This is a genomic window from Nostoc sp., from assembly GCF_036918245.1.
GTDB lineage: Bacteria > Cyanobacteriota > Cyanobacteriia > Cyanobacteriales > Nostocaceae > Nostoc.
In genome coordinates this window covers 1-24,690 of record NZ_JBALEF010000073.1, presented here as the reverse complement: position 1 = coordinate 24,690, position 24,690 = coordinate 1, and the positions used below count along the sequence as shown (strand labels likewise).

Below are 24,690 nucleotides of genomic sequence, written 5' to 3'. Positions count from 1 at the left end.
TTTAGGGGTTGCCCTACGCAAAAATAGCTCGATGCCAGGTTTCATTCTCTAAATCAAAAGCTCCAAGCTCACATCACGGCTTGGAGCTTTTTGTTTAGATAATGAATTGTCAAGTTTTGACTGTGCCTGTATTTGTCCTATGCAGGTTGATTCAAAAATTGAGGTATTTTCCAAAAACTAGACTAGATAAGGCTTTTAATTTCTAAAAATAAATTTATACATAGCAACTGGGTCACAAGAAAGTGCCGAAATGGTTAATTTTGACAAAACTTAATTATTTTTCCGAGAATAAGGCTTGCTCATCAGCACATGGGTTACGCAGAAATCACGTATCTTTGAAAATCTTCTAAACTTCACGATTCTTAACCATCCCAGCTTGCTCGCATAGCTGACAGAAGTCTCACAATCCAATAGGCTTTAAAGTGGTGATTTTTCACCAAACACATCTGCACAAAAAGATAGACTTAGTTGCCTAGCCTTTTTGGATGATCGATCATCCATGTGTAAATGTTGCCTATTCTCTATCATCAGTTAGTCGTTAATAACTAGCTATTAATACATAAAATGTCCCTTAAAATCGTTCAGAACTTTGATGGCAGTTTCACTCTTGAAGCACAGGCTCAACAAAGTCTATTCAATTTATTGACAAGCGTTGCTTTCTTGAACCAAATTTGTCAACAGTTGGGATGTGAGCAACTTAAATTTACAGAATTACTTTTCCAGCCAGTTCCTTATAGCTTAACTACTACTAAAGGAATGCCAGCAGAATTTGAAAAGTATCATGAATCTGATGAGTATGTCATCATCAATGTACCTCCAAATTTCATGTTCAGTGCTAAGATTTTTAAACCCAGTCGCCTTTGTGCAATTTACCAAAAATTGATTGAGTAATGAATTAATTTTTCCCTAATTCGTAATTTTCAATTTTGAAGGCAAATAGTAAGTTTGATATTTGATGTATGGCTTCTGAAACAAATCTTTCTTCTTTGGCAACTCTGGAATATATACCTTATATAGACGATCGCGGGCAATTACCCGAACAATTTCAGAGTAAAATCGGTGTATACGCTATATTTGACCAAGAAAAAGTGCTGCAATTTGTAGGATACTCCCGTGATGTTTATCTTAGCCTCAAGCAGCATTTAGTCCGTCAGCCACAGCAATGCTATTGGGTCAAGGTTCAAACTATTGAACGCCCTAGTCGCACAATTTTAGAAAATACTGAAAATACTTGGATTGCTGAAAATGGCAGTGTGCCTTGGGGTAATGGGGATAACAAGGAAAAATGGACTCATCCCATTGATATCAAAGTCGTAATGACAGATGAAGAACAGGCAAATTATCAAAATCCAGCTAATGATGAATTAGCACAAATAAAAGTTCTTAAAAATGTGGCACGGAGAGTAGAAGCAGAAATTTCAACGCAATTGTTAGAAGTGCGCGGTTTGCAAATGCAGATTCGCTTCAATCCTAAATTGAAAGAAGAAGGTTTACTAGATTTGAAATGAAGGTAGTTTTGGGGAAAACTATCTTATGAATATCGCTTGTAATCTCCCATGACAATACGGCTGCTGAACGATCGCTATCAAGTTATCCGCACACTGGGTGCTGGTGGGTTTGGTGAAACCTATCTAGCTGAAGACACCTATATGCCTTCAAAGTGTTGTTGTGTGGTTAAACAACTAAGACCGATTCACAACAATCCCCAAATTTACCAGTTAGTGCAAGAGAGATTTCAACGGGAAGCAGCTATTTTAGAAGAACTTGGTGGCGCAAATGACCAAATTCCGGCATTATATGCTTACTTCTGTTCAGGTGGACAGTTTTATTTAGTTCAGGACTGGATTGAAGGCGATACCCTAACTGGAAAAGTCCAGAAGCAGGGGCTATTTAGTGAAAGCGCTGTCCAGGAATTATTCATGAATTTATTACCTGTCCTGGATTACGTTCACTCTAGACATATCGTTCACCGCGATATTAAACCTGATAACATCATTGTGCGTCACCGAGATGGTAAACCAGTGCTAATTGATTTTGGTGCTGTGCGGGAGTCAATGGGAACAGTAGTAAATTCTTAAGGCAATCCTACGAGTTCGATTGTGATTGGTACACCTGGCTATATGCCGAGTGAACAAGCCGCAGGTAGACCAGTTTATTCTAGTGATTTATACAGTTTAGGTATGACGGTAATTTATTTGCTGACTGGTAAACAGGCGCAACAACTAGAGACGGATTCCCAGACGGGTGAAATTGTCTGGCGACAGTATGCTAGTCATGTTAGCCCAATTATGGCAAGAGTAATCGATCGGGCGATCGCTTATCATCCACGCGATCACTATCCCACAGCTAGAGCAATGCTGGATTCTTTGCAGAGCATAGCAAATCCAATTCCACCGACGCAACCCCTCTTGACTCAACCGACTGTAGTCTCTGCACCGCCACCGCAGACAGTCCCTGTCAAACCACAGCCTAGCCCTCAAAGTAGTAATAGTCAGAATAATATTCTCATGGGTAGTTTGATTGCAGGTGGGTTAATTGGTGCATCTGTGATTATTAGTCAAGTGTTACCAAAATCTTCTCAACCTACAACAGACAAAACCGTATTACCTTCAGAAACACCGTCAAATGTTACAAGCCCAGTGATAGAAACTCCCACATCTACACCAACTACCCCATCTGTTCCAACTCAATCTACACCTTCTCTCGACTACATCAATACCGCCAGTTGGTACCACGACTCTCAACAATTATTTCTGGCTTTCTAAAAGGCTTGTAATTGATGCAGATTTGGATGGTAAAAGCGGTTTTGAACTCGATATTATGCGAAATTCGATTTTTGCCAGTTATGGTCGCCGTTTTGATAATACTGAATTGCAAAATTACTTTAATAACCAACCTTGGTATCGTTCTATACATTCACCAAAAATATTTCCACCTAAATTGCTGTCAAAATTAGAGCAACAAAATGTAGAATATATTAGCAAATATCAGGCTAATACTGGGTTAAGATATTTTAAATAATTTTTTCATCCTTAGGGAGTTAGAACTGAGGAGAATAACCAATACTTTTCTACAAGAGGCTGTGCTAATGGCAAAATCTCACAGTGAGTCGTTGGACAAAGCTGATTATAAAAACTGTAGAATTACTCAGTATAAGTGCTTTTTGCTCTTGTATAAGTCCTTATATTAGTTTAGACTTATCAATCGATTTATGGCTACTTATTAGATAATATTTAGGTTAACTTGTGTAGCATATTAGACAAAAATATGGATATTCAATACCCTAAAATCGAAAGATATTAGGGGCTAATCCTAGCGAAATGTATGTGGAGTCAGAACAAAACTGTGTTTTTGTGCCATAAACTACATCTCTAGATACTAGTCAGTTTCCGAACCAGGCATTTATATATAATATATAAAATTGCTATTTTTAAGATTAGAAATCCATAAGTTAAAGAAATGCCATTTTTATATTTTCTTTGTTATTTTGTATTTAACGGGACAGTTCTTCATGATTTGGTGGGCTTAAATAACAATTAGTTAAACCATTTCTCTTCCCAAAGATGCATGTAAATTGTTTGCATTATGCTTACTTTGCTTCTTAATCTCCAAGCACAGTGCAAATTGACTAAATATATTACATTGTGATATTTTCAATCGGCAAATAGTTCATATTTACAAGGAAGACCTTGCTTAAAACTATGCTTAAAACACAGAATCAGCGTATTTTTCTGCCTGCTTTTATTAAACCTTTAGAAGAAAAGAATCAAACAGGTAGTAAAAAGCAATTTGCTCAACCCAAATTAGATTTACTGCAACCATTACGTCAATGGCTCGACAAAATTGAGATTCAGAATCGGAAATTAGCTAGATTTATTGCTAAACTAATTCCTGCCCAGTGTCCATTTGAGCGCGATCTCATGGTTTTTGGTCGCAAAATAGGACACATTCCGCCAATGTGCAAGCTGAATCCGCTTTATAACGAACTTGTCTACTTACGTTTTCGCGCTTTGTGTTATCTAGTAGATCAGTGTGGAGAAGATATTCAATCTTACTGCTAAATATAACTAGATAAAACATAATATGGAAATTAAAATTGAGCATCAACCCACACAAGAATATCTTAATGAATTAGGTGTATTTAAATGGAAAATTTGGAAAAAGGAAGTTTCAAAATTCCCTTGGACTTATGATTATTAAAAAACTTGCTGTTTTTTGGAAGGTGACGTACTTGTTACTCCTTATGGCGGAGAACCAGTGCAAATGGGTAAGGGCGATTTAGTGATTTTTCCCACTGGTATGTCTTGTACATGGGAAATTACAAGGGACGTAAAGAAGCATTATTATTTTGAGTAGTCAAAAATCAAAATTGATCGACTCTTTTTCTTGATTATCCAGAAAAGCAACCTTTCATAAATCAATTTTGACTTATATTCTGGGAAGGTTCGCGGCGAGTATCGTAGGATAAAATGGCAGAATCGGTAAATTGTTTATATCTATCACTGTCAAAAATCGTTGCGAGTCCATTACCTAAACAATATTCATAGAAATAGCTCGTCTAATTATTTCCAAATTTGGCAGTAAATTAAAGATCCCCGACTTCGCAAAAGTTGTCGGGGATCTTGTGCGATCGCCAGCAGAGAAAATCCAGAGAGTTCATAATCGTATTAGTGGGACTTTAGTTACAGAAGATGCTGTTTAGCAGCAAAAGGTTTCATACCACCGCAATTTTATTGAGGAAAATTATTAACAATGTTACTGCATTTAAGTACTTGGCAAGAAGTCGAAGCTTATTTACAGCAGTCAAAGGGAATTATTTTCCCTATTGGTTCCACAGAACAACACGGGCCAACAGGGTTAATTGGTACTGATGCTATTTGTGCAGAAGCGATCGCAGCCGGTGTGGGTGATGCAACCCAAGCGATCGTCGGCCCTACAATCAATGTGGGGATGGCACTGCACCATACTGCTTTTCCTGGGTCAATCAGTCTGCGTCCCAGCACTTTAATTCAAGTAGTGCGAGATTATGTAACTTGTTTAGCAAAAGCTGGTTTTAGCAAATTCTACTTTATTAACGGACACGGCGGTAATATTGCCACCCTCAAAGCTGCTTTCTCAGAAACTTATGCTCATTTAGAAGATTTGCAGATTGCCAATGCTCAACAGGTGCAATGTCAAGTGGCAAACTGGTTTATGTGCGGTTCTGTATATAAGCTAGCTAAAGAATTATATGGGGATCAAGAAGGTTCTCATGCAACGCCAAGCGAAGTAGCTCTCACCCAGTATGTTTATCCAGAAGCGATTAAGCAAGCACCCCTTTCACCAGAAGTTGCAAGCGGACATAGGATTTATAGCGCTGCTGACTTTCGAGTACGTTATCCAGATGGACGCATGGGATCAAATCCAGCTTTAGCAACGCCAGAACATGGTAAGCAATTTTATGATTTAGCAGTGAAAGAACTTAGCAATGGATATTTGGAATTTGTGAACGCAGAATAAAACTCATGAAAAGACATTGTAGAGATGCGAGTAAAATCGTGTCTCTGCATAAAATATCTTGAAAATGATTATTTAGACATCTGGTGAAATTAAATATGCGTTATCCATAACCCTTGTAGAGATGCGTTAACCTAGCAAGACAAGTTCGGGTTCCGAGTTGTTGGGTAGAGTAATTGGTTTAGCATGGCGAATTTTGGCGCGTCCAGCCAATAACTTTGCTAAATAGTCACTAGCTTCACCAATACTATAAGCGTGAGGCTCTCCTTGCGCGAAGATTTCGACAATTTCTCCTTTGAGTAGTTCAACTTTGCGATCGCTCAAAATGCCAGCGTCAATCATGCGGTGATATTCGTCAATCGTCCACTTAGCAACTATCACACTCATGACGATTGATTCCTCCCAATGATTCTTTATATTTTCCCATTTTAAAGGCACTTCAGGTCTGATTCAGAATCAGTCGATTGATTGAAGATACAGACAGTTTTAAATTTTACTCAACCTCTTGGGGTAATAATTCTCATTGCTATTGATAGAAAGTCGATATATCCAGAAAGCAACTACAATTCATCAATTATTACTAATGGGGGTAGGGAAAGAAACTCTGTAATGATAAATTTCCTAATAAAAACTAAAAATTTATACCATATTAGCTTCAAGTAAACGTTTATTAGCCGCATCCTTATTAATCTATACCCTCTAAGAATTTTTGCTCCGGCAAACGAACATCCATATCCACTAGTAGACCTTCTACTGTAAATCTACTTTCGACAAACAGATTGATAAAGCTTGTCAACAAAAGTACCAGGCTGAATTTTCTCTCCAATCGATGCATATGCTTCAGGCTGATGATATGGATCAGGTTGCTCTCCATTTGTCGCAAGCAACCGAACTATATAAAACTCACAGTCAAATCTTAAAAGTTGCGTATATCCTTGTTGAGGATTTTTAAACAAAGTCTTCACTATTACTGTACTTCCACTTCGTTTAATTGAATCAACTTCAACCCAAAATTCAGCCTGCTCTGTATCATTATTTGCTAGTAGTGTCCAATTTCCTGGTAGCTCCGAAATATTGGATGCTTCATTTACTTCTTCAGAATCATAACTATATTCTTGCTGTGAATTCTGCCTTGATTCACTAGGCTCACTACTAATCTGTGTTGTGGGATCATGAGACTGATTTCTATAGTCAGGTGATTTTTGTATACCACTATCTAATTGCTGTGAAGAAAGACGACTACAAGCTGTTTGCAATACAAATAGTAGTAATATTACTGGAAAAGTAGATATTTTTCTTACTTTTTTCATAAGAAGTTATTACACCTAGCACATACTTACCAAAACTTATAATTTTTGTATCAAATATAGCCTAACAACCAGTATCGTTAAATGTCCAGCATTAGTGTTGTGATCTGCTAAAACTTATCTAATTTGCATAGTCAAATTTTATGAAGTCTTGTAGCATGGGCATCTTATCCGCTTTAATTATGCAAGTTAAATGTGAAACAGCTTATCAGCCTTGATTTGTATATATTGACAATAAAAAACGGTAGAGTGCTTATTGCTCTACCGTTTTCTAATTTTCTATTTGAGACTTAAATCCCAAACTCTAAATCCTACTCAACACCTTGGGGTAACAATTCCCGACGCTGTTGAGAACTAACTTGCACAACGCCATTTTCATCGACATCAACAAGGGCTGTATCGCCATCCTTAATGCGACCAGACAGAATTTCTTCTGCTAGGCTATCTTCTAACAGGCGCATAATTGCCCGACGTAATGGCCTTGCACCGTAGCTAGGACTGTAACCTTCAGTGATCAACCGATCCTTGAAGCGGTCTGTGACTTCTAAGGTGATACCCTTTTCAGTTAGACGACCAAATACTTCCTTGAGCATAATTTCGGCAATTTGGGTGACTTCAGGCTTGCTCAACTGACGGAAGACGATAATTTCATCGAGTCGGTTGAGGAACTCTGGACGGAAGTACTGCTTCAATTCTTCGTTCACCAAAGAGCGAATCCGGTTGTAAGTTGACTCGCTGGCATCTTCGGAGAATTCAAAGCCGATACCGCTACCGCCTTTTTCAATTACCTTAGAACCAATATTGGAAGTTAAAATCAGCAAGGTGTTCTTGAAGTCCACCGTGCGACCTTTGGCATCAGTTAACCGACCGTCTTCCAAAATTTGCAGCAGCATGTTGAATACATCGGGGTGCGCTTTTTCGATTTCGTCGAACAACACCACGGTGTAAGGACGCCGCCGCACGGCTTCGGTCAGCTGACCACCTTCGTTATAACCAACATAACCTGGAGGTGAACCAATCAGCTTGCTGACGGTGTGACGCTCCATGTATTCCGACATATCTAAGCGGATCATCGCTTCTTCGGAACCGAAGAAGTAAGCAGCCAAGGACTTCGCCAACTCGGTTTTACCTACACCAGTAGGCCCAGAGAAGACAAAGCTAGCTATGGGTCGATTGGGATTTTTCAAACCGACACGAGCGCGACGAATTGCCCGTGAAACTGCTCTCACAGCTTCATCTTGACCAATTAAACGCTGGTGCAAGGTGTCTTCCATGTGCAGCAGCTTTTCAGATTCAGATTCAGTGAGTTTGTTCACCGGTACCCCAGTCCAGGAAGCGACAATGTGAGCAATGTCTTCTTCTGTAACTACAGGTTCTTCACCTTCTGTGCCAGTTGCATTGGTCTTGCTTTGAGCGATCGCCCGGATTTCGGCTTTGATTTCCATCTCCCGATCGCGCAATCCCCCAGCTTTGTCAAAGTCTTGAGAGCGCACCGCGTCATCTTTTTCTTTTAATATCTGACGCAGTTCTTTGTCTAACTCTTTGGCTGCGGGTGGCAGTTGGGAGTTAATCAAGCGCACCCTAGAACCAGCTTCATCAACTAAGTCGATGGCTTTATCTGGGAGATAGCGATCGCTAATGTAACGGTCTGATAACTTCGCTGCCGCTACCAATGCTTCGTCGGAGATTTTCAGTTTGTGGTGTTGCTCGTAGCGTTCGCGCAGACCATACAAAATTTCAATTGTTTCATCAACTGTCGGTTCACCAACCATCACTGGTTGGAAACGCCGCTCTAGCGCTGCATCTCGCTCGATGTGCTTCCGGTATTCATCTAGGGTTGTAGCGCCGATGCACTGCAACTCACCCCTAGCCAAAGCTGGCTTGAGGATATTCGCTGCGTCGATAGCACCTTCTGCTGCACCCGCACCAATTAAGGTGTGTACCTCATCAATCACGAGAATGACATTACCCGCAGAGCGGATTTCATCCATGATTTTTTTCAAGCGTTCTTCAAATTCACCCCGGTACTTGGTTCCTGCTACGAGCAAACCAATATCCAGCGTGACGACGCGTTTATCTTCCAGGATGTCAGGGATATCTTTCGTGGCAATGCGTGAGGCTAAACCTTCAGCGATCGCAGTTTTGCCAACCCCTGGTTCACCAATCAGCACTGGGTTATTTTTAGTCCGGCGACCCAAAATCTGGATCACCCGCTCAATTTCCTTGGCGCGTCCCACCACCGGATCGAGCTTATTGTCGATTGCCATCTGAGTGAGGTTTGAGCCAAATTCATCCAGAGTCGGGGTTTTTGTGCGCCCGGATGAACCGCCTGGTGAAACTTCGGCAGTTTCTCCCAACATGCGGATGACTTGGGTTCTTACCTTAGATAGATCCACACCGAGGTTTTCTAGCACCCTGGCTGCGACGCCTTCCCCTTCGCGGATTAGGCCCAACAGCAGATGCTCGGTGCCAATGTAGTTATGCCCCAGTTGGCGTGCTTCTTCCAAGGAGAGTTCTAAAACTCGCTTCGCCCGTGGCGTAAACGGAATTTCCACGGCAACAAAGCCTGATCCCCGTCCTATAATTTTTTCAACTTCAATTCGGGCATCTTTGAGATTGACGCCCATTGATTTCAGCACCTTGGCAGCCACTCCAGTGCCTTCGCCAATCAGACCCAGGAGGATCTGCTCGGTTCCGACAAAGTTGTGACCTAAACGGCGGGCCTCTTCTTGGGCCAGCATGATTACCTTAATGGCTTTTTCTGTGAAGCGCTCAAACATGGCTTTATCCCATCATCTGCGGTCGTGCCGGTATGCTGATTTTAGCACAGGCAAAGCTTTTGGATGCCTGTATAACAGATTATAGACATCCTGAAGCTATGACTTGGGTTGATGGGCTAATTGTTAACTATTGACTACTTTTGTCTTGCTAGTGTACTGAGAAGCTTTAGTTCACCAGCCTTTTTGGGATTTATTACAAACAGTTCACTGCTTACATTGAGAGTTTCTTGACTCAATCCCAAACGTTTATTTTTAACATATATACTTTTTAATATCAAGCAAAAAAAATTAATATCCATTTCTCTTATATTAAATAACTTTTAAATAAAATATTTAAATGAAAATAGGCGCAGCAAATTGACATTTTTTTGCTGAAGCCGAGTGCAAGCCCCAATAATTCAAAATTAATAATGCCCAACAGTTAAATATAGCGGTTATCAGTCCTTGTGAGCTACAAGAACCCCACCCCCAACCCCCTCCCCGCTCTTCAAAAGGGGGCTACGATCTACCTTGTACGATTAGGAAAAGGTATAATTCGTAATTAATTACGAATTACGAATTAGGAATTAGTTAAAAAGCAAGTGCCAAGAGGATTTTTCGAGGCGATCGCTGACAATGGAAAACCACTGGTCTAAAGTTGCTTGAAATTTGGGGTGTTGTAAATCTGGTAGCCAAAGGATTAAAGCATCCTCATCGTTATCTTGGTAGTAACGTCGCCGCCGCCCCGCTGCTTTGAAGCCAAATTTTTGATATAAAGATATAGCCCCCAAGTTGGAAGCTCGCACTTCGAGGGTAGCTCGCTCCATTTTGCGATCGCAAGCTGTCTTAATGAGTGAATATAATAAAGCCTGTCCTAAACCTTGACGGTGATATTCGGGATGAACCGCCAAAATTGTAATGTGGGCTTCCTCTAAAATTGACCAAAAGCAACCCATCCCCAGCAGTCTCGAATTAGAGACAGGAGAGAATAAACCCAGCAAATCACTGTTAGGACTGTCCAACTCTCGTTGGTAGCCCTCCATTGTCCATAGACCACCAAAACAGGCTTGATCCAGTTCCAACAATGCACTCAGATGCTCTGGAGTCAGTAATTGAATTTCTAAGTCTAATGAGATCACATTTATTGAATAACGTTACAAACCCTTTGTAAACTGGGAATCGGGAGACGAACTCAAAGCCCGTAATTTGAACAAGGAAAACTTTTATAGTTATGGTATCGACTCACCCCACTGGGGTTCAACATTCTGGAAGTCAATATTTACCTCAAAGGCACGACACCAGCCCAAATCCATCGCCTAATCAAGAACTTTTACCCTTGACTGCCAGAGTTCATCATCATGACCTCTTGGAAATTGGTGGGTGTGATGTCACGACCCTAGTTGAGCAGTTTGGTTCACCTTTATATATTTTAGATGAAGAAACCCTACGTTCGGCTTGTCAGCAATACCGAGATGCTTTCAAGCAATACTACAAGGGTGAATCTCAAGTATTGTACGCCTCAAAAGCTTGGAATTGTTTAGCAGTTTGTGCGATCGCCGCCTCTGAAGATTTAGGAATCGATGTAGTCTCTGGGGGCGAACTTTACACCGCCTTGCAAGCGGGTGTTAGTCCCCAGAAAATCTACCTCCACGGAAATAATAAATCTCGTGAAGAATTAATTTTAGCGATCGGGTCTGGTGTTACCGTTGTGGCGGATAACTGGTATGAGTTGCGTACGCTTGTCGAAATCGCCCAACCTGCTCAACCAATTCGCATCATGCTACGGCTAACTCCCGGTATCGAGTGTCATACCCACGAATATATTCGCACGGGACACTTAGATAGTAAATTTGGCTTTGATCCCAACGATTTAGATGAAGTTTTTACCTTTGTCAGTCAACAATCTGCCCTGAATTGCGTAGGAGTACACGCTCATATTGGTTCCCAAATTTTTGAGCGCCAACCGCATCAAGATTTGGCCGCCGTTATGGTGCAGTGGCTGCGAGATGCCGCAAAGTATGGTTTAAAGATTACAGAGTTAAATGTTGGTGGCGGTTTAGGGATTAAATATATAGAATCAGACGATCCCCCTAGCATTGAAGAGTGGGTGAAGGCGATTTGTGAAGTAATTCAAGAAGCTTGTGCAGCTGAAAATCTGCCTTTGCCGAAATTACTGAGTGAACCGGGGCGATCGCTAATTGCCACAGCTTGCGTTACTGCCTATACTATTGGTTCATCCAAAGTTATCCCAGAAATTCGTACCTACGTGGCAATAGATGGCGGAATGTCTGACAATCCCCGCCCCATTACTTACCAATCAGTTTATCGGGCAGTCATTGCCAATAAAATGTCTTCTCCCCTAACCCAAACAGTCACAATTGCTGGTAAACATTGTGAATCAGGAGATATTCTGATTAAAAATGCTCTACTCCCAAAGACTGAAGGAGGGGATATTCTCGTAGTTATGGGAACTGGTGCGTACAATTACAGTATGGCATCTAACTACAACCGCTTGCCCCGACCGGCAGCAGTCGTAGTGGCGAATGGCGAAGCAAATTTAATTTTGCAACGTGAAACTTATGAAGATTTAATTCGACAAGATCGCCTACCAGAAAGACTAAAGAAATAGTCATTTGTCCTTAGTTATTGGTCATTAGCCAAGAACTAATGACTAATGACTAATGACCAACCGTAATTAGAGGCAAAAGTTTAATCCAGATGTCATGAGAGATTGGTGGAAGCAATGGCTGACAAACCTGGGGTGGTCACAGTCCTTGCTACTTGGGACTCTGGATATTGTATTAGTGCTGGCGCTGACGTACATGATACTAGTTATTATTAGTGAGCGCCGGACACTATGGATGGTGCGGGGATTCATTATCTTAATGCTAGCCTCAGCACTAAGTGGCAGATTCGGACTACCTCTGCTAAGTTTTGTACTAGAAAAGTTGGTGATTGGTTGTGCTGTGGCGATGGCAGTTGCTCTACAGTCAGAGTTTCGGCGGTTTTTGGAGCAATTGGGGCGTGGCGAATTCCGCCAGCTGTTTCAACCCGACCGTCTGGCAATCCCCAAATCTGATAGTGTAATTGATGAAATTGTTGAGGCTGTTAAAGAATTGTCAAAAAACCGCATTGGAGCTTTATTAATTGTGGAAACCACAGGGCCAATTGATGAGCGAGATTTTTCTGTGCCAGGAGTAAAGCTAAATGCGGAAGTTTCTAAAGAACTAATCCAGACAATTTTTCAGCCGAAAACTTTGTTACACGATGGAGCGACATTGATTCGTGGCTCACGGATCGTATCATCCGGTATAATTTTACCACTTTCGGGACGCACAGCCTCGCGCCAGTTGGGAACACGCCACCGGGCAGCAATGGGAATTACTGAGCGGGTCGAAAATTGCATTTGTGTCGTTGTCTCTGAAGAAACGGGTTCTATTTCCTTAGCGGAACGGGGAACCCTAAATAGACCGCTGACGATTAGGAAACTGAAAGAGTCATTAGAGGCTGTTTTGTCTCCATCCGTAGATAGGGAAGCAGTTGCTCCTGGTCTGTTGAGTTTTGTTCGTCGGATAGGTGGGAAGACACTAGCACTGGTTTCACGTTTACTCAGATTACCATCGACCGCTTCTCGAGATAAAAAATGACAGTACAACAAACTAAACTGCAAGATTTACCTACTGATTTAAAACGAGAATTATTGCCGCAGCATGTTGCGGTGATTATGGATGGTAATGGTCGATGGGCTAAACGTCAGGGTCTACCCCGAATTATGGGTCATAAACGAGGAGTAGATGCTCTTAAGGATTTACTTCGCTGTTGTCAGGATTGGGGAATTCAGGCGTTGACAGCTTATGCTTTTTCAACGGAGAACTGGAAAAGACCGCAGGAAGAAGTAGATTTTTTGATGACTCTATTTCAAAGAGTTTTGCGCCAAGAACTGCGGGAAATGGTCGAAGAAAATGTTCAAATTAAGTTTGTAGGGAATTTGCAAGACCTGCCGCGATCGCTCCAACAAGAAATTTCCCGTTCAATGGAAGAAACTAAGGATAATCGTGGTATCCGGTTTTCGGTAGCAACTAATTATGGCGGACGGCAAGAGATTTTACAAGCTTGTCAGGCGATCGCAAAGCAAGTCCAGCAAGGTATGCTACAACCCGATGAAATTAATGAACAGGTGTTTGAGAGCCACTTGTACACAGCCGGAATTACTGACCCAGATTTGTTAATTCGCACAAGTGGAGAAATGCGCCTCTCAAATTTTCTTCTCTGGCAAATGGCTTATGGAGAAATTTATATTACCGATGCTCTCTGGCCCGATTTTGACCGTGCCGAATTTCACCGCGCCTTGTGTGCCTACCAGCAACGGGAGCGGCGATTTGGGAAAGTCTAAATCTGTCTACGCAATTGTAGTTATACAAACAAATTGGTATAAAAAAGTAATTAAACAAAATAATATCAACTATTTTTCGGTCGCCGCAGTTTATTGGAATTCATTGGGCCGAGAATTTGATTCAGGCTACGCAACTGCTCTTCTGTACCCATACCAATTAGCCGATCTCCCGGCATTAAAATCGTGTCGCCAGTGGGGCCACCGATTAAAGTCCCATCAACACGGCGAATTGCCAGAACCAATGCCCCAGATTGCGATCGCAATCTCGCCTTTTGCAAACTTTGACCTACAAAAGGACAGAAAGCCGGGTCGAGTAAAAATTCTTCCATATACAACTGGCGGTCTGCACCTGTCAAAATCCCGTCTACAAAGTCCAACACCTGGGGTCTGAGTGCCGCAGCAGCCATCCGCTTCCCACCAGTAATATAGGGGGATATCACTTCATCTGCACCACCGCGTCGTAACTTCTGCAAAGCTTCTTCTGTACTTGCCCGTGCGATCACCCGAATTCCCGAATTCAGTGTTTTAGCTGATAATACAATGTATAAATTTTCCGCATCAGAAGGAAGGGCTGCAACGATACAAACCGCCCGTTCGATACCAACTTTCAAAAGTGTGTCATCTAATGTAGCGTCACCTTGGTATGCTGTATAACCTTCAGTTTGTGCCCTTTGTACTGATTCCATCTCCGAATCAATCACCACAAAAGCTGCGTCTTCTGCCCGAAATTCCTTGGCAATTTGACGACCAGTCCGACTAAATCCACAGATGATGTAATGTTCTGATAGGGATTCCATTAACCGCCTCTGCTGCTGTAGCCGAATTCCTTGTTGAAAGTAGCCTTGAATGATCGCTTCTGTAAATCTGTTGACAATGTAACCGATATTGACTACACCCAACAAAATCAGGGCAATTGTAAATAATCGTCCTCGGCTACCGAGTGGGTGCGTCTCTCCATATCCCACAGTCGCTAAAGTGATGACTGTCATGTAAGCTGCATCTTCCCATGACCAGCCCTCCACTAACCAGTACCACAAAGTGCCAATGAAGAAAACACCGCCAAGAGCGATCGCCCCAGCCATCAACTCCTTTTGGATACGTTGATATTTTTGCTCAAGTGTTGAGAATGAGGTAAAAATAGTACTTTTAACCTACTTTTTCTAGTTTTCTGTTAACTTTTTAATATTCGTCCTTTTTAGTATATTTAAACTAAGTAAGTGGGCAAGAATAAATCAAACTAAGTTACGCCATGTAAAATTACAGCAGTTTTCTTTTACATAAAGTACAACGCTATGGGTTTGGAGGCAGAAGGCAGAAACTTTTTGTGTCTGATGCGTGAGTCCTGCATTTTGTACCTCATCTATTTGAAAACTGCTGTAATAAAATTGACTTGTGGGAGGCGGCTCTGCTTGGCTTCCCCCTGTGCTCTGAATTTCAGCTTATAGTTAGTAAGTTTCACTTTTTTACTTTTTTAATACTGGCAATATTTAAACGGCATTTTTTCAAAGCTCAAAATTCCTGAAATCCTTATTCAGACTTGGATACGTTAATTTAATTAAATGCCCAGTTAAATTAAACATGAAGAAAACACCACCAAGAGCGATCGCCCTAGCCATTAACTCCTTTTGGATACGTTGATATTTTTGCTCAAGTTTTGAGTACAAAATTTTTTCACCACCGCCATACCTTTGAAGTGATATAAGCGTTAGTTTAAGAAGAAGTACGAGATGTGCTAAATAAAAAGTATTTTTTAGGGATTTCTAGGAAACTAGTAAATAACTATATAATGAAAAACTTTCAGGAGGAGCGGTAGTGAGCCTACAAACTCTCGTTGACCAAGCCACCATCCCCCCAGATTCAGGGTCTGTACCATCTAGTCCCTTTGATACAGATAGCTTTAATGAAGCTGTCATGTCTACCTACGCCCGGTTTCCCTTAGCCCTAGAACGGGGTGCTGGATGCCGGGTTTGGGATACGCAGGGGCAGGAATATCTGGACTTTGTGGCGGGAATTGCTACTTGTACTTTGGGACATGCCCACCCAGCGATGGTAGAAGCGGTGACACGCCAAATCCAAAAGCTGCATCATGTCTCTAATTTGTATTACATTCCTGAGCAAGGTGAATTGGCAAAATGGCTTGTCGATCATTCCTGTGCCGATCGCGTATTTTTCTGCAACTCTGGAGCTGAAGCTAACGAAGCCGCAATCAAACTGGCGCGGAAATACGCCCACACAGTATTAGACATTGAAAAACCGATTATTTTAACCGCCAATGCCAGTTTCCACGGGCGGACTTTGGCAACGATTACCGCCACGGCACAACCGAAGTATCAAAAGTACTTTGATCCCTTAGTTCCTGGGTTCCACTACGTAAATTACAACGATATTAACGCTGTGGAAGTGGCGATTAGCGAGTTGGATGAAGGCGATTATCGGGTAGCGGCGATTCTGATTGAGCCATTGCAGGGAGAAGGCGGTGTACGTCCAGGAGATGTTGCCTATTTCAAAAAGTTACGGCAAATTTGCGATGAAACTGGCATTTTGTTGATTTTTGACGAAGTGCAAGTTGGTATGGGGCGCAGCGGCAAATTATGGGCTTACGAACATCTCGGCGTTGAACCGGATATTTTCACCAGTGCTAAAGGCTTAGGTGGTGGTATCCCCATCGGTGCAATGATCAGCAAGAAATTCTGCGACGTTTTTCAACCAGGAGAACACGCCAGCACCTTTGGCGGTAATCCTTTTGTGTGTGGTGTAGCACTCAGTGTTTGCCAGACATTGGAACGGGAAAATATTTTGCAGAATGTGGAAGAACGGGGCGAACAGTTGCGATCTGGATTAAAAGCGATCGCAGCAAAATATCCTCAGCACATTAGCGAAGTTCGGGGTTGGGGTTTAATCAACGGTTTGGAGCTACGAGCCGACATTGGGATAACCGCAGCCGATATCGTCAATGCTGCCATCAAAGAGGGTGTATTGCTGGTACCAGCCGGGCCAAAAGTAGTCCGGTTTGTCCCACCGTTAATTGTTACAGAGGCGGAAGTCAACACTGCCTTGCAAGCTGTGGACAAGGCGATTGGGATTCTCACCAAATAGAATATTGTTTGTTTTGTGTAGAGACGTTGCAATGCAGCGTCTCTTTTTCATTCCGGGGAAATTTCTCGATAAGCTTGCCGACACTGCTCATAATTGTCTGGCAAAATCTCGGCATTACCAAAACATAATTGCTCGTGAGTGGTAATTAAAGTTTCATAGGGCTGTATGGGAGTCACAGATGATCGCAGCAATTGCAGATATTCTCCATCAGTACGGCTGAGTTTGTGGAGTGCGTAGGCGCCCTGCGACTTGTCGCTAGACATCGCATTTTGATGCAACTGCTGCAACATCGCTAAATAAATATAACGGCAAGCCTCACGGTAGTTACCTTGACGATAAAATTCTTGCGATCGCTCCAACAAAAGGGCTATCGATGACTCATTGGAGCCAGTTTTTACGCGAAAATCAGTGATATTGCCACTTCTATTTAGCCAAGAATAAACATAAGGGCTGAATTCTCGCCATAATCGCCAACCCACCCACGCTATAAATAATCCCAGTACCAGCCAAAACAGGAATTTCAGCAACTCACCTAGCCAGGGGCTAATTGACCATCCAGTAGGCAATTCTGGTAAAGCCTTTTCAAAGCGGTAAAACTGGTATTCCCACCATTCACCCGCTTGTTGTTGGAATTGAGAAAGCTGCCAACTCCAGCTAGTTTTTTCAAAAGTGTCTGTAGGCATAAGGGGGAAGGGGGAGCGGCGAGTGGGGAGCAGAGGAGCAGGGCAGCAAGCAGGGGAGAAGTTGCAGTAAGTTTTTCCCCTCTGCCCCTCTGCCTCTTTTCAATGCCCCATGACTATTGACTATTGACTATTGACTTCTTTTTTTATCACTATCGAGCCGATAACAATAAGTAGCGCACCGAATGCAAGAAATCCTAGATCCCAAACTAACTGATTTGGGCCTGGTTTCACATGATGGATACCGAGAATTTGGTGGTCAATTAAACCTTCAATGAAGTCAAACAACCCAGTCCCAATCATTAGTGACCCAATAAAGATCTGTGATGACCAAGGAACATCATCACGCCCTCCGGCACGCCATAGCAACACAAGTCCTACCACGGTGAATACCCAATCCAAGGCATGAAATAACCCATCCCATACCATGTTCAAATCTATATTCGCCATGTTTGTCAGAGGTCGAATGCTACTGAGCATATGATGCCACTGGAGGAGCTGATGCAGTAAAATTCCATCAAGAAATCCTCCAAGACCCACACCAAGAAAAATTCCAGCAGTAATTAGTGGTGCGCGTTGGTTGGGGGTTTCACTTTTTGCCTCCATTGTCAACCTCATAGATAGGCTTTCTTACCAAAATACAACATCTTTTGGGAAAAGAATCTTCTATCTTGAGGCAAGTACGCTCGTTCAACTTAAATTAATAATTTACAAATTTAATCTGCATACCTGCTTTGGCTGGGTCGAAATCTTGGGGAAAATGGGTGCTGCGATCGTAGTCTGCTTTTTCTAGGTTCGCTCCTTTGAGAGCGGCTTGGCGGAGATTAGCTGACATCAACAATGCTCCCCTAAGATCGGCATCCTTCAGATTAGCTTGATTAAGATCGGCAAAGCTCAGGTCAGTTCCCCTCAAATTTGCGCCACTCAGGTTAGCTTCACTCAGGTCAGCATAACTCAGGTCAGATCCTTTCAAGTTAATGCCTTGCAAATCAGCATTACCCAATTCTGCTTTACTAAAGTTCCGTTTTCCTGCTGCATAACTCTCCACAAGAGTAGAGGCACTATTTATAGGCTGTTGAAAATTGACTTCAGGCATATAACAGCGTCAGAGGTTGCTCGTTATTACTTTCACGTACCCTTTTTAGTCACGAATTACGAATTACGAATTAGTAATTATTTGGTCATCCTTCCTAAATGTAATACATTAGTTCTTTCTGTGCTCGGATTGATCTTCGTTCACAAAGGTCTTGGAGTGTATATTTTTCCAAAACGGAGTTAGCAGCCTGACGTGCTTCTTGCCAAACTTCCTGAATTAGCTCACCTTCTACTGTGTTGGGAGTCGGTTCACAAGGAGAGACAACAATATCTGACCCTTCCATGCAGCTAAAAGCATCCAACACTGTAATCTTTCCGGGTTCTCGTGCCAGAACATAGCCACCTTTGGCTCCGCGTATACTCTTAATTAAACCTCCACGTCTTAATGTTGCCAGGAGTTGTTCTAAATAGCGGTTCGGGATGTCTTGCAATGCCGCTATCTCTCGAATTTGTAGGGCTTCACCGTTAGGGTAGCAGGTTGCTAACTCTAACAGGGCTAGAAGTGCGTATTCTGATTTGTTAGAGATTACCACAGGCGTAATATTTGCTCATATTTTAAAAATACAAAGTCTTTGAGTTCGTTTCCCTAAGCTACGGCGAAGAAAAACTTTACAATCAACCTATTGTTGACCGGCTAACTCTACTTTAAAGACCTTCTAGGATACAAGCAATTACTTTTATTTCTAAATTCGATAAATAAAAGTGATTTATTCTAGCGGTTCCCATTCAGATGCGGTACAACATTATATCGCGGGGTGTAGGGGCACGGCAGTGCCGTGCCCTTACGGGTATACCTAACGCAAACGAGAAGCGCTATAGTGTACAGTATTTCTAAGGGAAAACTGACTTAAAAGTTTAGACTGTCTAGTTTTCAACCCAATTGTGTCAGTAATTATTAGATGAATCAAAGGCCCTCACCCGAAATTCCTCTTCCAAGCTTGGGAGAGGGACTTTAAAATTTGAATATTAAATGGGAGCGCAGCAAAATTCTGAGTGCAAGCCGCTATACATGGAAATTTATCGAAAATGGGAGAATGACTGTAAAGGTAGTTCCCGCACCGATCGCACTTTTGACTGTAATCTCGCCACCATGTAAATCTACAGCCTGCTTGACGATGGACATCCCCAATCCCATTCCTGGGATATTGGCTGTATTACTGGCGCGATGGAAGGGTTCAAAGATGTGTTCAATGTCAGAAGCAGGAATGCCAATACCAGAGTCTTGAGTCTGGAATATAGCTTGCTCGTTGGCAGTGGTGACAGAAAACTTAACCGTACTACCAATGGGAGAGTATTTTAGACAATTCGAGAATAAATTACTTAAGATTTGCCGCAGTAGTTTCGCGTCTAAGTTAGCTAGTATGCATTGGCACTCACTGCTAAAAACAATCGCATGTTGTGAGCGATCGCTCTGTTGTAATTCTTCTAATAAATCGCGGCAAAATTCCACTAAATTTATGGGTGTTGGATTAAACTCTAACTTGCCTGTTTCATCCTGACTCACCACCAATACATCATTCAATAACTGGGTTATATGCATCACTGATGTTTGAATGCGGCGTAGGTGGGTATGTTGTCGCTCTTCGCTCCAGAGGTGGCGATAATGTTCTAGTAGTTCCGCAGAAGAGTGGATCGTAGCCAAAGGGGTGCGAAACTCATGGGAGGTGATGGTAAGCAAGCGGGATTTAAGTTCGCTAAACTGCCTTTCTTTAGCAAGCGCTTGTCGCATCGCCTCTTCTGCCCATTGCAGCTTGGCTTGGGTTCGCTTGCTTTCGCTAATATCCCGCAATAGCCAGCGCAGACCGACTAACTCACTATATTGATTACGGATAGCAGCAACCTTAACCGCAGCAATAATAGGTGTTTTGTCAGGTGGCCGCAGGTTTATTTCCCACTCTTGCATTTTCCAGTCTGGGAATTGGGCGCGATCGCGCAGATGAGTTAGTTTTAAATGAAAAGCAATTATTTCTTTTTCAAGTACAAAAATCCCTATGGATTTGCCCAACAACAAACTTTTAGAAATGTTGAGTAGAGTGGTGGCGGCTGAGTTAGCTTCCTGAACTATCCCTTTTGTATCAGTCACAAAATAAGCGTCTGGTACTTCCTCAAATAGTTCTTGGTAGCGCTGACCTTGTGCTACAAAGTCCTGTTGAGTGTTGGATAATTCTTCATTCTGCTGCTTTAAATCTTCATTTACTAGTTGCAGTTCTTCCAAAGCTAGGTAAACTTCTTTGAATACTGCGGTAACGAGTTCAATATCTGCCTGTGCTTTTTGCTGTTCACTCTGGCGTTGCAAGAGGGCGACGCGCTTACGCATATTCTCTATCTGCAAAGCTAAATCGTCCAAATTCACGCTCTTGCTCCTAAATTTTAAAGTTGGGTTTTATTTTAAATTCCCTACTTGGACGATCTTAGCTTTTGGAGTTTAGTAGTTATCAGTAATTTCAGTGTAGTTTTAGGTAATTTTAGTTCTTTGGAGTAATTAGAACTGAATACAGCAGAATTCAGAAGTAAAACACTCTTTCTAGCTGGCTTTAAGAGGAATCGTTGTGTACTTCACCTTCCTTTAAATCTGCTGTAAGTAATCAAGCGGTTCTCATTTATTCACTGTTTTTATCTGTAAATGTTACTCAATTGCTCGCGTAGGTCTGCCCATTTTATACCTGCTAGGCTGGGTAAAACAACATGAGCGGCTCCAACTCGTTCAACAGGGCCGAGTCCTACTGCCCACATACCAGCGGCTAGAGCGGCTTCAACACCTGCTGCGGCATCTTCTACAACCACAGATTGCTCTGGTTCGATTCCTAGCTGCTTGGCTGCGTACAGAAATAGGTCGGGTGCTGGCTTGGGTTCTTGGACACTGTAACCATCTGCGATCGCATCTACTTTGTCCATAATGCCTAATCGCTCTAGCACTGGGCGGGCATTTTTACTCCCTGAACCAATACCGATTTTAATACCAGCTTGCCGCAGTTCATCCAACAAGGCGATCGCACCTGGCAACAAATCCTCTGGTGTCATCTTTTGGAGCAATTCGACATAATAGCGATTCTTGCGCTCCATCATCTCCTCGATTTGTGCTTCCGAATACGGTCTATCTCTCAGAATCAGCATCAGGGATGCACGACGAGATACACCCCGCAAGGCTTCGTTAGCTTCCCGATTAAACGGTATACCCTCTTCATCTGCTAGCTTTTGCCAACCTAAATAGTGAAGTTCTGCTGTATCTGTTAGTACACCATCTAAATCGAAGATGAATCCTTGGATGTTGGGGTTATGGGGAGGGGGGAGTGGGGAAGATGAGGGAGCAGGGGAGGCAGGGGAAGCAGGGGGAGAAGTCTGGTGTTCAGAAGCTTGTGAGTGGGAATTTGGGGGATCGGGGGAGAGGGAAAGTTGGAGAGATTCTAGTTGACGAGTTATGTCTTGGGCGACTTGTCCCTGATGTAGGTCGAAGTCGTGCCATTTCCCGCGCCAGTGCAGCTTAAACTTTAATCGCGTCCAGCCTGGGGGAAGGTGGGGGTTGGCTACAGGGCCATTTTCAGTTATTTGGATACCGCCGAATCCAAAAATTACAGCTTGCCAAATACCACCAGCACTAGCACCGTGAATTCCATCGTTGGTGTTACCTCGATTATCTTCAAGATCCACCATTAACGCTCGCATAAACTGTTCGTAAGCTTCGGTTGATTTACCCAAATCGGAAGCTAAAATCGCTTGAACTGCTGGGCCAAGAGACGAACCATAAGTAATATCAGTGCGGGGTGCGTAGTAGTCCCAGTTTGTCTGCAATGCTTTTTCGTTGTAGGGAAAATCTGCTGATTCTCGCATTAAATATAGGAGCATTAATACGTCTGGCTGCTTGAGTACTTGAGATTTGTTGGTTTTATCAATACCCAAGATCGGTTGCATGGAGCGATCGCGTGGTTCATAATTTGCTAAGTTGATATCTTCCAATTGGAAAAATCCCTCGCACTGCTCGATTAGTTCTGTTGATGGGTCATAGAAAAACAATATTTTGGCGATAATATCTTGCCAGTGCGATCGCTCCTCTGGAGTAAGCTTTAGTTTCTGTTCTAGTTCCTTGGCTCGTTCGGGGAATTTGTTAGCTAACCAATCATAGACTACGATCGCTTTCTCTAAATGCCATTGCGCCATCCGGTTTGTAAAGGCGTTATTGTGGACGAATTCATGGTATTCATCGGCTCCGATTACTCCCCGAATTTCATACCGATCCTGCTCAGAATTGAATTCCACCCGACTACCCCAAAAGATAGCGGCATCCAAGATCGTCTCTGCGCCGCACTTTTGCATCCAGTCATCATCACCAGTCGCTTGCCAATAGTTCCAAACAGCGTAGGGGATATCTGCATTGATGTGAATTTCGCGATCGCGGCACCAAATCCGCACATCTTCACCATAAAAATCACTGCCGATAGACCAACGTGGTGTTACTTCATCTCCGGTATCAGCACTTTCCCAGGCAAACATTGCCCCTTTATAGCCGTAATGGACTGCCTTGCGTCTAGCTCCATTCAAAGTGTGCCAACGGTAACTGAGTAAGTTGCGGGCGATCGCTGGTTGGGTAAACAGAAACAAGGGCTGCATAAAAATTTCTGTATCCCAAAATATATGACCGCGATAGCCAAACCCAGAAAGGGTTTTAGCAGGAATACTTACCTTGTCATCATCCCGTGAGGCAGCAATCAGCAGTTGAAACAGATTGTAGCGAACAGCAAAAGTAGCTGTGCTATCCCCTTCAATCAGGATGTCACTTTGCTGCCAAACTTCATCCCATGCCTGTTTATGAGCTTTTAGCAATGTTGCGTAGTCTGGCAGGTGTGTGAGTTTTTCTTGAGCTGCTGGCACTGGTGTTTCAATCTCCCGCGAGGTAAAAACTGTCACGAGTTTTTCCACTGTCACGGTCTGCTGCGCTTTAGCCAAGAAGGTTGTACTCAAGGTAGGATAACCAGGTGCGGTATTGACTTGCAAAGATGCTTTAGTGCCTAGTATTGTCACCTTAGCAGCCATACCAAGTTCAATTCGAGAGTTGCGTGTACGGCGTTGCAACCAGATTTCTTGGTTAGTCTTACCCTGGTCTAATTCTTCCCAGTGATTGAAACCCTGATTTTCTGGATAGCCATTGATGCTAGCTTGAAGTTCGATTAACGCATCAAAATCTACTGGCGTTACATTGCAGCGTAACGCCAACACGTGCGGATCTGCAAGACTGGCAAAGCGTTCAAAGCTAATGTCTATGATATTCCCACTGGGAGAGCGCCAACGCAAGGCACGGCTCAGTAATCCATGACGCAGATCGAGTTGTCGCTCGTAGCGCAATATCTCACCTTGATCAAGACGGAAGCGATCGCCATTCACAATCACTACCAAGGGTAGCCAGTCAGGGCAATTTACCAGTTCAGTGTACACCACAGGCACATCATCGTAGACACCGTGGATAAAAGTAGCTGGCAATCCATGAGGATAACCTTCCTCAAAACTGCCTCTTGTTCCCAGGTATCCATTGCCAATTGTAAAGACGGTTTCTTTGGAGTGCAATTGCTCAGGGTCAAACTGGGTTTCGATTAATATCCAGTCTGTGTAGATAAAATGGCGAGAACGACCTTTTGTTTGCATAAGTTGGGAAGTAGAGATTTTGAGTCTTTGAGCTAGATGAACGAGTATCTGAGGTGGATGAACGAGTATCTGAGGTGGATGAACGGAGTTCCGAGGTGGATGAACGGAGTTCCGAGGTGGATGAACGGAGTTCCGAGGTGGATGAACGGAGTTCAAAGGTGGATGAACGGAGTTCAAAGGTGGATGAACGGAGTTCAAAGGTGGATGAACGGAGTTCAAAGGTGGATGAA

At 42.8% G+C, this 24,690-nt stretch carries 18 protein-coding genes and 4 pseudogenes; 10 read left to right on the top strand and 12 right to left on the bottom strand.

All coding sequences use genetic code 11. The features are described 5' to 3' along the window. Positions 1-564 precede the first annotated feature (564 nt). The 6 genes and pseudogenes from V7L12_RS21430 (at position 565) to V7L12_RS21405 (ending at position 5,499) form a co-directional block, all read left to right on the top strand. A complete protein-coding gene (locus V7L12_RS21430; RefSeq protein WP_335087322.1) occupies positions 565-891 on the top strand; it encodes a hypothetical protein in 327 nt (108 codons plus the stop codon). Positions 892-959: 68 nt separating this feature from the next. Then, positions 960-1,508, top strand: a complete 549-nt coding sequence (locus V7L12_RS21425) for a GIY-YIG nuclease family protein (RefSeq protein ID WP_335087320.1) — start codon at positions 960-962, stop codon at positions 1,506-1,508. Between the two features lie 48 nt (positions 1,509-1,556). Continuing rightward, positions 1,557-3,021, top strand: a pseudogene (locus tag V7L12_RS21420) (protein kinase domain-containing protein). Between the two features lie 680 nt (positions 3,022-3,701). Further along, positions 3,702-4,061, top strand: a complete 360-nt coding sequence (locus tag V7L12_RS21415; RefSeq protein ID WP_335087318.1) for a Mo-dependent nitrogenase C-terminal domain-containing protein — start codon at positions 3,702-3,704, stop codon at positions 4,059-4,061. Positions 4,062-4,083: 22 nt separating this feature from the next. Beyond that, positions 4,084-4,356 (top strand): annotated as a pseudogene (locus V7L12_RS21410) (cupin domain-containing protein). A 396-nt stretch (positions 4,357-4,752) separates the two neighbouring features. After that, complete coding sequence (locus tag V7L12_RS21405; protein WP_335087316.1) at positions 4,753-5,499, top strand: creatininase family protein; 747 nt, start codon at positions 4,753-4,755, stop codon at positions 5,497-5,499. A gap of 144 nt (positions 5,500-5,643) precedes the next feature. Here the strand turns inward: V7L12_RS21405 and V7L12_RS21400 are convergent. The 4 genes and pseudogenes from V7L12_RS21400 to rimI all read right to left on the bottom strand — a co-directional run. Continuing rightward, positions 5,644-5,883, bottom strand: a pseudogene (locus V7L12_RS21400) (Uma2 family endonuclease); the annotation flags it as partial. Between the two features lie 374 nt (positions 5,884-6,257). Continuing rightward, a complete protein-coding gene (locus V7L12_RS21395) occupies positions 6,258-6,806 on the bottom strand; it encodes a hypothetical protein (RefSeq protein ID WP_335087314.1) in 549 nt (182 codons plus the stop codon). A 308-nt stretch (positions 6,807-7,114) separates the two neighbouring features. Further along, a complete protein-coding gene (locus tag V7L12_RS21390; protein WP_335087312.1) occupies positions 7,115-9,583 on the bottom strand; it encodes an ATP-dependent Clp protease ATP-binding subunit in 2,469 nt (822 codons plus the stop codon). A 566-nt stretch (positions 9,584-10,149) separates the two neighbouring features. After that, positions 10,150-10,701: a ribosomal protein S18-alanine N-acetyltransferase gene (gene rimI, locus V7L12_RS21385; RefSeq protein ID WP_335087310.1), complete on the bottom strand. Its 552-nt coding sequence runs from the start codon at positions 10,699-10,701 to the stop codon at positions 10,150-10,152. 92 nt (positions 10,702-10,793) lie between these two features. Here rimI and lysA point away from each other — a divergent pair, with 92 nt between their 5' ends. From lysA to V7L12_RS21370, 3 genes are all read left to right on the top strand, one after another. Next, the gene (lysA, locus tag V7L12_RS21380; RefSeq protein ID WP_335087308.1) at positions 10,794-12,191 is read left to right on the top strand and encodes a diaminopimelate decarboxylase; all 1,398 of its coding nucleotides are present in this window, start codon (positions 10,794-10,796) and stop codon (positions 12,189-12,191) included. A gap of 94 nt (positions 12,192-12,285) precedes the next feature. Next, a complete protein-coding gene (gene cdaA / locus V7L12_RS21375; RefSeq protein WP_292868005.1) occupies positions 12,286-13,209 on the top strand; it encodes a diadenylate cyclase CdaA in 924 nt (307 codons plus the stop codon). Further along, a complete protein-coding gene (locus tag V7L12_RS21370) occupies positions 13,206-13,955 on the top strand; it encodes an isoprenyl transferase (protein WP_335087305.1) in 750 nt (249 codons plus the stop codon). Before cdaA ends, V7L12_RS21370 begins: the two co-directional genes overlap by 4 nt. A 65-nt stretch (positions 13,956-14,020) precedes the next feature. Here the strand turns inward: V7L12_RS21370 and V7L12_RS21365 are convergent, their stop codons facing one another. Together V7L12_RS21365 and V7L12_RS33285 are read right to left on the bottom strand one after the other, a co-directional pair. Next, positions 14,021-15,037 carry a potassium channel family protein gene (locus tag V7L12_RS21365; protein WP_335087303.1) on the bottom strand — a complete coding sequence of 339 codons (1,017 nt, stop codon included), beginning with the start codon at positions 15,035-15,037 and terminating at the stop codon, positions 14,021-14,023. A gap of 468 nt (positions 15,038-15,505) precedes the next feature. Continuing rightward, a pseudogene (locus V7L12_RS33285) lies at positions 15,506-15,619 on the bottom strand (potassium channel protein); the annotation flags it as partial. 148 nt (positions 15,620-15,767) lie between these two features. Between V7L12_RS33285 and V7L12_RS21360 the strand changes: the two are divergent. After that, the gene (locus tag V7L12_RS21360; protein WP_335087301.1) at positions 15,768-17,051 is read left to right on the top strand and encodes an aspartate aminotransferase family protein; all 1,284 of its coding nucleotides are present in this window, start codon (positions 15,768-15,770) and stop codon (positions 17,049-17,051) included. Positions 17,052-17,098: 47 nt separating this feature from the next. On the opposite strand, the gene V7L12_RS21355 is transcribed toward V7L12_RS21360, so the two are convergent. The 6 genes from V7L12_RS21355 to pgmB all read right to left on the bottom strand — a co-directional run bounded on the left by V7L12_RS21355 (position 17,099) and on the right by pgmB (position 24,460). Next, a complete protein-coding gene (locus tag V7L12_RS21355) occupies positions 17,099-17,734 on the bottom strand; it encodes a DUF4129 domain-containing protein (RefSeq protein ID WP_335087299.1) in 636 nt (211 codons plus the stop codon). Between the two features lie 120 nt (positions 17,735-17,854). After that, positions 17,855-18,337 carry a DUF2243 domain-containing protein gene (locus V7L12_RS21350; RefSeq protein ID WP_335087324.1) on the bottom strand — a complete coding sequence of 161 codons (483 nt, stop codon included), beginning with the start codon at positions 18,335-18,337 and terminating at the stop codon, positions 17,855-17,857. Positions 18,338-18,431: 94 nt separating this feature from the next. Beyond that, complete coding sequence (locus tag V7L12_RS21345; protein ID WP_335087297.1) at positions 18,432-18,827, bottom strand: pentapeptide repeat-containing protein; 396 nt, start codon at positions 18,825-18,827, stop codon at positions 18,432-18,434. 94 nt (positions 18,828-18,921) lie between these two features. After that, complete coding sequence (locus tag V7L12_RS21340) at positions 18,922-19,359, bottom strand: RrF2 family transcriptional regulator (protein ID WP_335087295.1); 438 nt, start codon at positions 19,357-19,359, stop codon at positions 18,922-18,924. 470 nt (positions 19,360-19,829) lie between these two features. After that, a complete protein-coding gene (locus V7L12_RS21335; protein WP_335087293.1) occupies positions 19,830-21,179 on the bottom strand; it encodes a PAS domain-containing sensor histidine kinase in 1,350 nt (449 codons plus the stop codon). Positions 21,180-21,439: 260 nt separating this feature from the next. Next, positions 21,440-24,460, bottom strand: coding sequence for a beta-phosphoglucomutase (gene pgmB, locus V7L12_RS21330; RefSeq protein WP_335087291.1), 3,021 nt, complete (start codon positions 24,458-24,460; stop codon positions 21,440-21,442). Positions 24,461-24,690 lie beyond the last annotated feature (230 nt).